The sequence below is a fragment of the Pedobacter sp. MC2016-24 genome (assembly GCF_015223055.1).
Lineage (GTDB): Bacteria > Bacteroidota > Bacteroidia > Sphingobacteriales > Sphingobacteriaceae > Pedobacter.
Genome location: NZ_JADFBX010000002.1, coordinates 507337 through 520188, shown reverse-complemented (window position 1 = coordinate 520188; position 12852 = coordinate 507337). Strand labels below are relative to the sequence as shown.

The 12852-nt window shown below is 40.5% G+C and carries 17 protein-coding genes; 2 read left to right on the top strand and 15 right to left on the bottom strand.

Annotated elements, in window-relative coordinates:
* Position 1: 1 nt before the first annotated feature.
* The 9 genes from rpsC to IM797_RS07775 form a co-directional block, all read right to left on the bottom strand.
* Complete coding sequence (gene rpsC / locus IM797_RS07815) at positions 2–859, bottom strand: 30S ribosomal protein S3 (protein WP_194126544.1); 858 nt, start codon at positions 857–859, stop codon at positions 2–4.
* Positions 860–864: 5 nt separating this feature from the next.
* Complete coding sequence (gene rplV / locus IM797_RS07810; RefSeq protein ID WP_194126543.1) at positions 865–1227, bottom strand: 50S ribosomal protein L22; 363 nt, start codon at positions 1225–1227, stop codon at positions 865–867.
* A gap of 7 nt (positions 1228–1234) precedes the next feature.
* Positions 1235–1501, bottom strand: coding sequence for a 30S ribosomal protein S19 (gene rpsS, locus IM797_RS07805; protein WP_008244581.1), 267 nt, complete (start codon positions 1499–1501; stop codon positions 1235–1237).
* Positions 1501–2325: a 50S ribosomal protein L2 gene (gene rplB, locus IM797_RS07800; RefSeq protein WP_194126542.1), complete on the bottom strand. Its 825-nt coding sequence runs from the start codon at positions 2323–2325 to the stop codon at positions 1501–1503. Before rplB ends, rpsS begins: the two co-directional genes overlap by 1 nt.
* 24 nt (positions 2326–2349) lie before the next feature.
* On the bottom strand, positions 2350–2637 hold the full coding sequence (rplW, locus tag IM797_RS07795) for a 50S ribosomal protein L23 (RefSeq protein WP_194126541.1): 288 nt from the start codon (positions 2635–2637) through the stop codon (positions 2350–2352).
* A 1-nt stretch (position 2638) separates the two neighbouring features.
* Positions 2639–3268 (bottom strand): 50S ribosomal protein L4, encoded by a 630-nt coding sequence (gene rplD, locus IM797_RS07790; protein ID WP_194126540.1) that lies wholly within the window; start codon positions 3266–3268, stop codon positions 2639–2641.
* 4 nt (positions 3269–3272) lie between these two features.
* A complete protein-coding gene (rplC, locus tag IM797_RS07785) occupies positions 3273–3890 on the bottom strand; it encodes a 50S ribosomal protein L3 (protein WP_194126539.1) in 618 nt (205 codons plus the stop codon).
* Between the two features lie 182 nt (positions 3891–4072).
* Positions 4073–4468, bottom strand: coding sequence for a DUF1634 domain-containing protein (locus IM797_RS07780; RefSeq protein ID WP_194126538.1), 396 nt, complete (start codon positions 4466–4468; stop codon positions 4073–4075).
* Complete coding sequence (locus IM797_RS07775) at positions 4468–5304, bottom strand: sulfite exporter TauE/SafE family protein (protein WP_194126537.1); 837 nt, start codon at positions 5302–5304, stop codon at positions 4468–4470. Before IM797_RS07775 ends, IM797_RS07780 begins: the two co-directional genes overlap by 1 nt.
* An 80-nt stretch (positions 5305–5384) precedes the next feature.
* Here IM797_RS07775 and IM797_RS07770 point away from each other — a divergent pair, with 80 nt between their 5' ends.
* The gene (locus IM797_RS07770; protein ID WP_194126536.1) at positions 5385–5993 is read left to right on the top strand and encodes a hypothetical protein; all 609 of its coding nucleotides are present in this window, start codon (positions 5385–5387) and stop codon (positions 5991–5993) included.
* A gap of 139 nt (positions 5994–6132) precedes the next feature.
* Here IM797_RS07770 and rpsJ read toward each other — a convergent pair whose 3' ends face one another.
* The 5 genes from rpsJ to IM797_RS07745 all read right to left on the bottom strand — a co-directional run bounded on the left by rpsJ (position 6133) and on the right by IM797_RS07745 (position 9943).
* Positions 6133–6438, bottom strand: a complete 306-nt coding sequence (rpsJ, locus tag IM797_RS07765; protein ID WP_008244591.1) for a 30S ribosomal protein S10 — start codon at positions 6436–6438, stop codon at positions 6133–6135.
* Positions 6439–6499: 61 nt separating this feature from the next.
* The gene (gene fusA, locus IM797_RS07760) at positions 6500–8614 is read right to left on the bottom strand and encodes an elongation factor G (RefSeq protein ID WP_194126535.1); all 2115 of its coding nucleotides are present in this window, start codon (positions 8612–8614) and stop codon (positions 6500–6502) included.
* A gap of 18 nt (positions 8615–8632) precedes the next feature.
* Positions 8633–9100: a 30S ribosomal protein S7 gene (gene rpsG, locus IM797_RS07755; protein WP_121269375.1), complete on the bottom strand. Its 468-nt coding sequence runs from the start codon at positions 9098–9100 to the stop codon at positions 8633–8635.
* Between the two features lie 16 nt (positions 9101–9116).
* Positions 9117–9530, bottom strand: coding sequence for a 30S ribosomal protein S12 (gene rpsL, locus IM797_RS07750; RefSeq protein WP_008244597.1), 414 nt, complete (start codon positions 9528–9530; stop codon positions 9117–9119).
* Positions 9531–9721: 191 nt separating this feature from the next.
* Positions 9722–9943: a VF530 family DNA-binding protein gene (locus IM797_RS07745; RefSeq protein WP_194126534.1), complete on the bottom strand. Its 222-nt coding sequence runs from the start codon at positions 9941–9943 to the stop codon at positions 9722–9724.
* A 124-nt stretch (positions 9944–10067) separates the two neighbouring features.
* Between IM797_RS07745 and IM797_RS07740 the strand changes: the two genes are divergently transcribed.
* A complete protein-coding gene (locus IM797_RS07740) occupies positions 10068–10703 on the top strand; it encodes a hypothetical protein (RefSeq protein ID WP_194126533.1) in 636 nt (211 codons plus the stop codon).
* A gap of 153 nt (positions 10704–10856) precedes the next feature.
* On the opposite strand, the gene IM797_RS07735 is transcribed toward IM797_RS07740, so the two are convergent.
* The gene (locus tag IM797_RS07735; protein ID WP_194126532.1) at positions 10857–12827 is read right to left on the bottom strand and encodes a M1 family metallopeptidase; all 1971 of its coding nucleotides are present in this window, start codon (positions 12825–12827) and stop codon (positions 10857–10859) included.
* Between the last annotated feature and the right edge of the window lie 25 nt (positions 12828–12852).

Sequence of the window (12852 nt, the reverse complement as noted above, 5' to 3'; positions counted from 1 at the left end):
ATTATTTACGAGGACCTCTATTCTGAGTATTTCCGCCTCTATTATCTCTTCCTGCACCAGGACCGCCTTGACCAGGACCTCTTCCGCCACGATTACCACCACCGCGGTTATCGTTTCTTCTGTCGCCACCGCCACGGTTATCTCTGTCTCTGCCGCCACCAAAAGCACCTTCTGGTCTGCCACCTTTACCTGGAGCATTGCTCGTAGCACCGATGTTTGGAGAAAGATCACGTTTACCGTAAACTTCACCTTTACAGATCCATACTTTAACACCTATTTTACCATAAGTAGTCAAAGCTTCTGCTAATGCATAGTCAATGTCTGCACGGAAAGTATGCAAAGGAATTCTTCCTTCTTTATACTGTTCGCTACGAGCCATCTCAGCACCACCTAAACGACCAGAAGTCATAATCTTGATACCTTCAGCACCCATACGCATTGTTGATGCGATCGTAGATTTCATTGCTCTACGGAATGAGATCCTTGCTTCTAATTGTTTTGCAACACCTTCTGCTACCAATTGTGCATCAAGCTCAGGACGTTTGATCTCAAAAATGTTGATTTGAATTTCCTTTTTAGTCAATTTCTTCAACTCTTCTTTGATCTTGTCAACCTCAGCTCCTGCTTTACCGATCACAATACCCGGACGAGCTGTGTGGATAGTTACCGTGATACGTTTTAACGTACGCTCGATTACCACTTTAGCTACACCGCCTTTTGCGATACGTGCAGAAAGGTATTTTCTTATTTTTTCGTCCTCAACTAATTTATCAGCATAGTTGTTGCCACCGAACCAGTTAGAATCCCAACCTTTGATGATTCCTAACCTGTTACCTATTGGATGTGCTTTTTGTCCCATTTCTGTTAATTAGTTTGAGTTTCAACGTTTTTACTATCTACTACCAATGTTACATGGTTTGAACGCTTACGTATTCTGTAACCACGTCCTTGTGGTGCTGGTCTTAATCTTTTTAACTGACGACCACCGCCTACCATTATCGTTTTCACGTATAATTGGTTTTCTTCAGGGCGAGAACCTTCATTTTTGTTTTCCCAGTTTTTGATAGCTGATAATAAAAGTTTCTCAACTCTTATTGCTGCATCTTTATTGGTAAACTTTAAAATATGTAAAGCTTTCTCAACACGCTCACCTCTGATAAGATCTACAACCAAACGCATTTTACGTGGTGAGGTTGGACAATTGTTTAATTTCGCTACTGCTTCCATCTCTTAATTATTTTTTCTTTTCAGAGTGACCCCTAAATGTTCTGGTTGGAGCAAACTCTCCCAGCTTGTGACCAACCATGTTTTCTGTTACGTATACCGGTATAAATTTATTACCGTTGTGTACTGCAAATGTATGACCCACAAAATCTGGTGAGATCATTGATCTGCGAGACCAAGTTTTAATGACAGACTTTTTGCCTGAATCATTCATAGAGACTACTTTCTTCTCTACGTTATGGTCAATATAAGGTCCTTTTTTAATCGAACGAGCCATTATTTCTTCCTTTTCTCTATGATGAAACGATTTGAGTATTTTTTAAGTGAACGAGTTTTAAATCCTTTCGAATAAACACCGTTTCTTGACCGAGGTTGACCTCCTGATGAGCGACCCTCACCACCACCCATTGGGTGATCTACTGGGTTCATCGCTACCGGACGTGTTCTTGGACGACGGCCTAACCAACGTTTACGACCAGCTTTACCTAATACCTCATTTGCATGATCTGAATTGGAAACAGCTCCGATTGTAGCTAAACAAGTAACTAAGATAGATCTTACTTCACCTGAAGGCATTTTCAATGTAGCATATTTACCATCACGAGCTGCCAATTGTGCATAAGCACCAGCGCTACGTGCCAATTGAGCACCACGACCTGGATTGATCTCCACATTGTGGATAATAGATCCCAATGGAATGTTACTCAATTTCAAAGTATTCCCAACTTCTGGAGTTGCAGTATCACCCGACACAACTTTCTGTCCAACTTGCAATCCTTCCGGTGCAATAATATAACGCTTCTCACCATCCGCATAATGTAATAATGCGATACGTGCTGTACGGTTTGGATCGTATTCAACAGTAGCTACTGTTGCAGGAATATCAAATTTCTCACGTTTAAAGTCAATTAAACGATAAGATTTTTTGTGACCACCACCCATGTAGCGCATAGTCATCTTTCCTGTATTGTTACGTCCTCCCGATTTTTTAGAAGATACAACCAATGATTTTTCGGGCTTGGTTGCTGTAATCTCCGTAAAGCTGGCACCAACTCTAAAGCGGGTTCCCGGAGTAACTGGTTTAAATTTTCTTAAGCCCATAGTTTATAAATATTTCAATTCTTATTAAATATTCGAGTAATAATCAATTGTTTCTCCTGCTGCCAGGGTTACAATCGCTTTCTTGTATTTCGGGCTACGTCCCGTCACTAATCCACCTTTAGTATTTCTAGACTTTACTTTACCATTTACAACCATTGTATTGATGGCTAAAATGTTAACGCCGTACATCTTTTCGATGGCTGCTTTAATCTGCAACTTGTTAGCTTTAGGCTCTACTTTAAAAGTAAAACGGTTAGACTTTTCTGTTAGTGCAGAAGCTTTTTCTGTTAATATTGGTTTCTTTAAAAACATATTACTTGGCAAATGCCTCCTCCAAAGTTTTAAGAGAATCAGCAGTTAACAAAAGTTTGCCACAATTCAATACATCATAAGTATTCAATTGATCTGCAGTGATAACTTTCGCTTTCTGGATGTTTCTGCTTGATAAATAGATATTGTTATTTTGTGAAGGTAAAACCAACAATGTCTTTTCGCCAGCTAAATTTAAAGCGCTAACTAAATTGATGTAGTTTTTAGTTTTGATTGAATCAAAAGAAAAGTCTTCCAAAACAACAACACTGTTGTCTTGTGCTTTGTAACTCAATGCTGATTTACGAGCCAATACTTTTAATTTTTTATTCAATTTGAAACTATAATCACGTGGCTGAGGACCAAACACGCGACCACCACCATTAAACAATGGAGATTTAATACTTCCGGCACGAGCACCACCAGTACCTTTTTGTTTGTATAGTTTACGGGTCGAACCAGCAATCTCATTACGTTGTTTAGACTTGTGTGTACCTTGACGTTGATTAGCCAAATACTGTTTAACATCTAAATAAATTGCGTGGTCAACAGGCGTTATGCCAAAAACCGACTCAGGAAGTTGCACCTTGGCACCTGTCTCTTTTCCTGAAATGTTTAATACTTTAACTTCCATCTGCTTACTTATCTAAGATTACGTAAGAACCCTTAGCTCCTGGAATGGAACCACTAACTACCACAAGGTTTTGATCAGCATAAACTTTCAAAACTTGTAAATTCTGAATTTTTACTCTGTCACCACCCATTCTGCCCGCCATACGCATACCTTTAAATACACGAGCTGGATACGAGGCTGCACCCAATGAACCTGGAGCACGCATCCTGTTGTGCTGTCCGTGAGTTTGACCTCCAACACCACCGAAACCATGACGTTTTACAACACCCTGGAAACCTTTACCTTTTGACGTACCAACTACATCCACAAAATCACCCTCATTGAAGATACTAACCGTTACTGTGTCGCCTAAACTTAACGACTCTTCAAACGGTTCAAACTCAACAAGTTTACGTTTTGGGGTAGTGCTTGCTTTCGCAAAGTGGCCTTTAAGAGGCATGGTTGTGTTCTTCTCTTTGGCTTCGTCGAAACCTAACTGAACTGAAACGTAACCGTCTTTCTCTTCGGTCTTTACCTGTGTTACTACACAAGGCCCAGCTTCGATCACCGTACAAGGAATATTCTTCCCATCGGCGTCGAAAATGCTGGTCATTCCTACTTTTTTTCCAATAATACCTGACATTTTCTTTTTTTAATTTAACACCCATCGAAGCAGTAGGGCTTCGTTCAAGGTGGATACACATCCCACTTAAGGGAGGGCAAAAATAAGAAAGAAATCTTAATTTTCAAACAGTTAGCTAATTATTTTTTCAAATAAAAGCTAAAATTCTGTTTTGATGGTGTAACATGCAATTAAAGTTAGATTTAACCTACCAGCTTGTCACTCAAACTATAAAGGATAATACACAAAACAAACAGTCCGATCAGTACATACAGGTAATCACGCTCTATCAAAAAGCTGAAAACCGAGAAAATCACCCGTGCTACAGGCGTAAAAATCAACAACAATACGCCAAATTGAATAATCGCACTACCATCAAAATGGGCCAGACCATGAAATATTGCAGCAACAGAAGACAAGCCTGACTTATCCGGATTAAACTTGCCATAATTAATGGTGCCATCATAGTTTGAATACAGATAGATGAACCCACCAAGCAGCACCACACTGATGGAAGCAATTACTCCTACACGAAGCAAAGTGCCCAATATCAGTTGTATATCTTTATCGGCGAAGAAATTCTTAGTTTGTTTACGCATTATAACCTCCCTGATAATCCATTATATATCATTTGAAATGCCAAAAAAGCAACCACAATCGCAAATACAATTTTCAGCTTGTCGGTCTTAGTTTTCACCAGGATCTTCGAACCTATTGTAGCACCCAGTAACACCCCCACAGTTACCGGCATAGCAATCCCCGGATCAATTTGTCCGCGGTGCAGATAAACGATGGCACTGGCAGCCGCAGTTACACCCATCATGAAATTACTTGTCGTTGTCGACACCTTAAAAGGAATACGCATGATGTTATCCATAGCAATAACTTTTAAAGCACCGGAACCAATGCCAAGTAAACCAGAAATAACCCCCGCCACAAACATCATCAAAAAACCACCAACCACATTGTGAACGGCATATTTTTTCACTCCATTTTCCGTCGGATATGTCCCGTTAAGTTTAAAAAAAACAGCCAGCTTCCCGGAAGTATTGTTATCAGAATGGTCTACTTTTTTCCGAACCATCATCGCTGCTGAAAACAGTAAAATCAGTCCAAAAATCACAGCAATATAGCCTGGATTGATGTAAACAGTAATTACTGCCCCTAAAATAGCGCTTATAGTCGTTGCAATTTCCAGAAACATTCCAATTCGGATATTCGTAATCCCTTCCTTAACATATGCAGCTGCAGAGCCTGAAGAAGTCGCGATTACAGAAATGATAGAGGCTCCAATCGCATAATGAATATCAACGCCCAAGCCTAGCGTAAGCAGGGGAATAATGATCACTCCACCGCCAAGTCCGGTCAAGGATCCGACCAGTCCGGCTAAAAAAGCACCAATTAAAACAATAACTGTAAATAGTAATACCGACATTGCTGCAAATATACTATCTACAATCAGAACACAATAAAATTAAAATATGATTGTTAAATTAGTAGCAAACTATCCCGCATATGAGAAAAATTATATTCCCTATCCTCTCCTTTATCTTATTAAGTTTTACCATTCAGGCGCAGGTAATTACAGATTCTTCCGCCACAGATCCCTCATTAAAAGGACAATATCAATTGATGCTGGCAAAATCAAAAACCATCAATGGTTACAAACTTGTAAATCCTTCGCGAATTGCAGCTTTTTGGAAAAACCTGCAGGACACGCTTCACACCGAGCGCAAACAACTTCAAACCACTAAGCTTAAACTACGGGAACAGGAAAAAAATATCACAGAACTGAAAGCGCAAATCAGCGGAAAAGAAAGTTCATTGGCAAGCACCAATGCCCGTGTTAATGAAATCAGCTTCCTGGGCATGTCTTTCAGCAAGTCCAGTTACAACACTACCGTATGGACACTCATCATAGGTCTTGCTGCCGCACTGGCCTTTATCATTCTGAGGTCGGCCAGACACATCCACGAAGCGAAGTACAGAAGTACACTGTACGAGGAGATCTCCCAGGAGTATCAAAACTATAAAACAAAAGCCAACGATAAAGAGAAAAAACTTGCCCGTGAACTTCAGGATGAGAGAAACAAGTTCGAAGATTACAAAAGCCGGGAACGTTAATAATCCCCTGTTAGTCCGGGATCTCTCAATTGCAAGACCGATTTTCTATTCCAGAATGCCAGGCTTAGCCGGCCATGGGGACAAACAAAAAGGCCTCTGTATAAATACAGAGGCCTTTTTGCTCAATAAAGTATCGTCATTAAACTTTAATTTCAACTTCAACACCGCTAGGCAATTCAAGTTTCATCAAAGCGTCAACGGTTTTAGAGTTAGAGCTATAAATATCTAACAAACGTTTGTATGCGCACAATTGAAACTGCTCACGTGCTTTTTTGTTCACGTGTGGTGAACGCAAAACAGTGAAAATTTTCTTTTCTGTAGGCAACGGAATTGGTCCGCTAACCACTGCACCCGTAGGCTTAACAGTCTTAACGATTTTCTCAGCAGATTTATCTACCAAGTTATAATCGTAAGATTTTAATTTGATTCTAATTCTTTGGCTCATGATATTTATTTATTTTAAGACAACCGGTTAGAGCTATTAATAACCGGTTGCCGATTTGTTTTTATTCTACAGATTTAATTCTGCCTTTTGATTTAGCAATTACTTCATCCTGTACGTTTCTTGGTGCTGGTTCGTAGTGATCAAACTCCATTGTAGAAGTTGCACGGCCAGAAGTAATGGTACGTAACTGAGTTACATAACCAAACATTTCAGAAAGTGGTACAGTTGCTTTAATTACCTGAGATCCGTTACGGGTATCCATACCTAATAGTTGGCCACGACGACGGTTCATGTCACCGATTACATCACCCATATTTTCTTCTGGGGTCAGGATTTCGATTTTCATGATTGGCTCCATCAATACTGGATTACATTTAGGTAAAGCCTCACGGTAAGCCATTTTAGCTGCAAGCTCAAATGACAAAGCATCTGAATCGACTGCGTGGAATGAACCATCAATTAGGCGAACTTTCATGTCTGGTAGTGGATAACCAGCCAATACTCCATTAGCCATAGATGCTGCAAATCCTTTTTCAACTGAAGGGATAAATTCACGAGGAATTGAACCACCTGTAATTTCATTTACGAATTGCAATCCACCTTTTTCGAAATCAGCATCGATCGGAGAGATAACAACCTGGATATCCGCGAATTTACCACGACCACCTGATTGTTTTTTATAAGTCTCACGATGCTGAACAGTACCATTGATAGCCTCTTTATAAGCTACTTGTGGCGCTCCCTGGTTAACCTCAACTTTGAACTCACGTCTTAAACGATCGATCAAGATATCTAAGTGAAGCTCACCCATACCTGAAATTACAGTCTGTCCAGTCTCCTGATCAGTCTGAACCCTAAAGGTAGGATCTTCTTCTGCTAATTTACCAAGACCAATACCCAATTTATCAACGTCAGCCTGAGTTTTAGGCTCAATTGCTAGACCGATAACCGGCTCTGGGAAGTCCATAGACTCCAGAATGATCGGGTTTTTCTCATCACAAAGTGTATCTCCGGTTTTGATATCTTTAAATCCAACTACAGCAGCAATATCACCAGCACCTACGTTAGGAATTGGGTTTTGCTTGTTAGCATGCATTTGGAAGATACGGGAAATACGTTCTTTATTTTCAGAACGTGCATTATAAACGTATGAACCAGCTTCTAAGTTACCTGAATAAACACGGATAAAGCACAAACGACCTACGAAAGGATCTGTTGCGATTTTAAATGCTAAAGCCGCAAAAGGTTCGTTTACATCTGGTTGACGGGTTACTTCTTCACCTGTTTCAGGGTTGGTACCTGTGATACCATCCACATCCATTGGCGAAGGCAATAATTCCATTACCAAATCTAACATGGTTTGAACACCTTTGTTTTTGAAAGATGAACCACAAACCATAGGAACGATTTTAGCGTCCAAAGTAGCTTTACGCAATGCATCAAGAATTTCACGCTCAGTGATTGAATTTGGATCTTCGAAGAATTTCTCCATCAAAGACTCATCATAATCAGCAACAGCTTCTAATAAATTCTCTCTCCATTCAGCAACCTCATCTACCATATCAGCTGGAATAGGCACTTCAGTAAAAGTCATACCTTTATCGTGCTCATTCCAAACAATACCACGGTTATTGATCAAATCAACAACACCAGTAAAGTTATCTTCAGCACCAATTGGCAACTGCAATGGAACAGCATGACTGCCTAACATATCTTTAACCTGTTTAACAACTTTTAAGAAGTCAGCACCGGAACGGTCCATTTTGTTAACAAAACCGATACGTGGAACTGCATAGTTGTTAGCCAAACGCCAGTTGGTTTCAGATTGAGGCTCAACACCATCAACTGCTGAAAACAAGAACACCAATCCGTCAAGTACACGTAATGAACGGTTTACCTCTACGGTAAAATCCACGTGTCCAGGAGTATCGATAACGTTCACCTGATATTTGTTACCGCGGTAAGGCCAGAAAACAGTAGTAGCAGCAGACGTGATGGTTATCCCACGTTCCGCTTCTTGTACCATCCAGTCCATGGTCGATGCACCTTCGTGTACCTCACCAATCTTGTGGTTTACCCCAGCATAATAAAGAATACGCTCAGTAGTTGTGGTTTTACCCGCATCAATGTGAGCCGCGATTCCAATATTTCTTGTGTATTTTAAATCTCTTGACATTTTATGATTCTAGTATAATTAGAAACGGAAGTGAGAGAACGCTTTATTGGCTTCAGCCATTTTATGCGTGTCTTCTTTTTTCTTAACTGCTGCACCTTCACCTTTAGCTGCTGAAACGATTTCACCTGCTAATTTCTCTTTCATTGTTTTCTCACCGCGTTTACGAGCATATGAAATTAACCATTTCATACCTAAAGCGATTTTACGGTCAGGTCTAACCTCTGTTGGAACCTGGAAGTTAGCACCACCAACACGGCGTGACTTTACCTCTACTGCAGGCATAACATTAGTTAAAGCACGTTTCCATACTTCTAATCCATTCTCACCAGCTTTTTTCTCTGCCAATTCTACAGCATCATAAAAAATTGAATAAGCGATAGATTTCTTTCCGTCAAACATCATGTTGTTTACGAAACGGGTCACCTGAACATCGTTAAATTTTGGATCAGGAAGAATGATTCTCTTTTTTGGTTTTGACTTTCTCATTTTTGTTTCCTCCTAATTATTTCTTTTTACCTTTTGTTGGTGCCGCAGCTACTTGTCCTGGCTTAGGACGTTTTGTTCCGTATTTAGAACGACGTTGGTTACGACCAGCAACACCTGAAGTATCTAATGCTCCACGGATGATGTGATAACGTACACCTGGCAAATCTTTAACACGACCACCACGGATCAATACGATCGAGTGCTCCTGTAAGTTGTGACCTTCTCCAGGAATATAGGCATTCACCTCTTTTCCATTGGTCAAACGTACACGGGCAACTTTACGCATTGCTGAGTTTGGTTTTTTAGGGGTAGTGGTGTACACACGTGTACATACACCTCTTCGCTGTGGACAGCTGTCCAACGCCGGAGACTTACTCTTGAACTCCAGTGCTACTCTACCTTTTCTAACTAATTGTTGAATGGTTGGCATTGTTCTTTTGTTGTTTTCTATTAATGTTTAAAAACTTTACCCCTATAATAAGGGACTGCAAAGGTAAGACAATACAATTTATAAATCAAGGGGTTAACAGAAATTTAATTTGACCCTAATTTCAATCAAGTCGCATGAACCCTGCAACTTAACCCCATTCAAAAATAGAAATGCACAATTTGGCGTGCCAGTTAGTGAAAAGTATTTAAATACAGCTTCTCCACCTTTTTTCGTGCCCAGTCTGTTTTCCTTAAAAACTTCAAACTGGAATTCATCGTAGGATTGTTGTTAAAGCAATCGATTTTAACCAACATACCCATTTCTTCCCAGCCATAGTGCCATACCAGTTGCTTCAAAATAAACTCCAGGGTTTTGCCATGTAGCGGATTGTTTACTTGTTCCTGTGTTGCCATGCCACAAAAATAATAAGAATAACTAAATTTACAGCCGGGCTAAATTTAATTGGCACATTTAAAGCAACAGATTTACTCCAATATGCAGGAGGGAAATCGAAAACTACTTAAAACAAATCAAAAGATGGATTTAAAATTAGGAGATTTTGTTCGTTTCGTAGACGAAAACATAGAAGGGTATATTACCAGGATTATCGATAAAACAACCATTGGCGTAACCGACTCCAATGATTTTGAAATTCCGGTACTGGCCAGCAAAGTAACCCTGGTACATGGCGACATACCAGACAATGATATCGTCTCTAACCGCACTAACACCCCTATAGCCGAAGCCGTTTTCATTACAGAAGGTGTTTACCTCGCCCTCGTTGCAGATCAGCACAGCAATTCTGTAGTACACTTTCACCTGGTTAATGAAAGCTCATTTCAGCTGCTATCCAGCTTTACAACAGAGAAAAACGGAACGTTTAAAGGTGATTTCGCTGGAGTCATTTCAGCCAATTCGAATAAAAAAATCTATTCTGCTCAATTGGGCGACATCCAGATCTGGCCAAAATTCAGATTGGAAATACTATTCAACACGCCTGCCAATTTTGAGCCTAAAGCGCCTTTGATCTTCCAAACCTATATTAAAGGAAAAGATCTTTCTGTAGCTAAAGAAGAAATTGCGCCCTTAAAACAAAAAGGATGGATCATTAAGCTGGAAGAACCAGAAACAATAGTGGATGCAGAGAAATTGAAAGCAAGTTTCTTTAAATAAACGTAAATTAAGCCATTCTCCTCTAAGGCTGGAACAAGCTGTGCTGAAGAAGCGCAAATTATTCCCAGGTCTTCTAGGAGAACGGCTTATCTAAGTTATCGCATGGTCGCCAGGCTAAGAATGCCAATATTTATTAGACATACCTGGTGATATTTAAAAAGGTCCAGTTTTAGTATTATTCTCAGCGTTTACATCCGGTAATACATGATTTGGATTTAATGTAAACGAAACTACTTCCTCATTTGTCGGGTAATAAACCGTCCAGGTCTTATTCCGCATCCACACGTCAACGGGAACTTTAAGTGTTTCTGTTTTGCCATTTTTTGTTTTTACTTCCAGAATAATCGGCATAGGCAATTTTTCCAGGTTAGCAACCACAATATCATAACCGGTAATCTGACCATTGGTTTTAACTTCTTTTACCTCGGTAATCGCCTGGTCCATCTTCCAGTTATCCAAAAACCAACCTCTCCAAAACCAGGATAAATCCTCACCCGCTCCGTTTTCTATAGATCTGAAAAAATCATCAGGCGCAGGATGTTTAAAAGCCCATGCTTCAATATATTTCTTAAAGGCATAATCAAAACGATCCGCACCTAAAATTTCATTTCTTAAGATTTTTAAACCCGCTGCCGGTTTGTAATATAAATTTAAGCCAATATTGACTTCGCGCATGGCATCCGGACTCAACATGATGTATTCGGCTTCAGGTTTTTCCGTCCGTTTGGCCAGCATGTGCATATTGGAAGGGGATACATCATACTCTCCTTTGTTAAATGCAGCCGTAGACAATCCGTTGATCATCATATTAAAACCCTCGTCCATCCAGCCATATTTACGTTCATTACTTCCTACAATCATCGGAAACCAGGTATGTCCAAACTCATGGTCAATTACCCCCCATACACTTGATCTTTTAGCCGTCCAGCCACAAAAAACAATTCCCGGATACTCCATCCCACTTACATTACAAGCAATATTCACGGCCATTGGATAGGGATACTCAAACCATTTATCAGAATAATGTTCAATAGCCGCTTTCACATATTCAACTCCCCTGCCATAACTGTCCTGGCCATTGCTTTCAACCGGCTGAGCAGAAACAGCCAGTGATTTTTTACCACTGGGTAAGTTAATTCGTGCCGCGTCCAACACAAAGGCTTTCGACGAGGACCAGGCCACATCACGGGTGTTCTTCATTTTGAACTTCCAGCATAACTTATCTTTCAATGGCCGCGATTTCGGATCGGTCACTTCTGATTCTGAACGGATTGCAATAGTTTTATCACTTAATTTTGCAGCATTCCAACGCTGTAGTTGTTGAGCAGTGAAAACATCCTGAGGATTCAGGAGCTCTCCCGATCCCATAACGATATGGCTTGCAGGTACAGTAACCGAAAAATCAACATCGCCATATTCACAATAAAACTCGCCAGCACCCCAATAAGGTAAAGTGTTCCAACCCAAAATATCATCGTACACACACATTCTGGGAAACCACTGGGCGATGCTGAAAATCTCGCCATTTTTAGTTGTCAGGTGCCCCATCCGATCAGAACCATTTACAGGTACAACAAACGAAAAGTTCATTTTAAGGGTAATCACATCTCCCCCAGCGCCCATTGGCTGATCCAGACGGATCTGCATACGGGTATCCTCAATCAGGGAACTAAATTTTACTGGCTTTAACTTCTGGGAAACAGAAATGCCACTAACCTGGTAACCACCCTCCACTTTTTCGCCCCGGGCACCATAACGGCTACCCGATTCGATAACGGCATTCCCCCGGGATCCGTAAGCAAATAAATTCTGATCCAGCTGCAACCAGAGGTAATGCAATTTATCCGGGCTGTTATTTTTGTAGGTGATCGTTACTGTTCCTGAAACGATATGCTTAGTCTCATCAAGATCCGCGGTGATGCTGTAGTCTGCCCTATTTTGCCAGTACTTTGGTCCGGGCGACCCATTAGCTGATCGATATTCATTACCATTATGGGTATAAAAAAGTGGGGCAAATGCCGCATGTGGATCGTAGCCTGCTGATTGCTGCGAACGATCCTGACTAAAAACAGTCAGCCCGCACACACACCACAGTGCCCACAATAAAATTGATTTATGAAACATAATTTAGTTAGTCTTAGATTTTAAA

Coding starts and splice junctions, on each gene's coding strand:
- rpsC (WP_194126544.1), bottom strand. CDS start 859: ATGGGACAAAAAGCACATCCAATAGGTAACAGGTTAGGAATCATCAAA.
- rplV (WP_194126543.1), bottom strand. CDS start 1,227: ATGGAAGCAGTAGCGAAATTAAACAATTGTCCAACCTCACCACGTAAA.
- rpsS (WP_008244581.1), bottom strand. CDS start 1,501: ATGGCTCGTTCGATTAAAAAAGGACCTTATATTGACCATAACGTAGAG.
- rplB (WP_194126542.1), bottom strand. CDS start 2,325: ATGGGCTTAAGAAAATTTAAACCAGTTACTCCGGGAACCCGCTTTAGA.
- rplW (WP_194126541.1), bottom strand. CDS start 2,637: ATGTTTTTAAAGAAACCAATATTAACAGAAAAAGCTTCTGCACTAACA.
- rplD (WP_194126540.1), bottom strand. CDS start 3,268: ATGGAAGTTAAAGTATTAAACATTTCAGGAAAAGAGACAGGTGCCAAG.
- rplC (WP_194126539.1), bottom strand. CDS start 3,890: ATGTCAGGTATTATTGGAAAAAAAGTAGGAATGACCAGCATTTTCGAC.
- IM797_RS07780 (WP_194126538.1), bottom strand. CDS start 4,468: ATGCGTAAACAAACTAAGAATTTCTTCGCCGATAAAGATATACAACTG.
- IM797_RS07775 (WP_194126537.1), bottom strand. CDS start 5,304: ATGTCGGTATTACTATTTACAGTTATTGTTTTAATTGGTGCTTTTTTA.
- IM797_RS07770 (WP_194126536.1), top strand. CDS start 5,385: ATGAGAAAAATTATATTCCCTATCCTCTCCTTTATCTTATTAAGTTTT.
- rpsJ (WP_008244591.1), bottom strand. CDS start 6,438: ATGAGCCAAAGAATTAGAATCAAATTAAAATCTTACGATTATAACTTG.
- fusA (WP_194126535.1), bottom strand. CDS start 8,614: ATGTCAAGAGATTTAAAATACACAAGAAATATTGGAATCGCGGCTCAC.
- rpsG (WP_121269375.1), bottom strand. CDS start 9,100: ATGAGAAAGTCAAAACCAAAAAAGAGAATCATTCTTCCTGATCCAAAA.
- rpsL (WP_008244597.1), bottom strand. CDS start 9,530: ATGCCAACCATTCAACAATTAGTTAGAAAAGGTAGAGTAGCACTGGAG.
- IM797_RS07745 (WP_194126534.1), bottom strand. CDS start 9,943: ATGGCAACACAGGAACAAGTAAACAATCCGCTACATGGCAAAACCCTG.
- IM797_RS07740 (WP_194126533.1), top strand. CDS start 10,068: ATGGATTTAAAATTAGGAGATTTTGTTCGTTTCGTAGACGAAAACATA.
- IM797_RS07735 (WP_194126532.1), bottom strand. CDS start 12,827: ATGTTTCATAAATCAATTTTATTGTGGGCACTGTGGTGTGTGTGCGGG.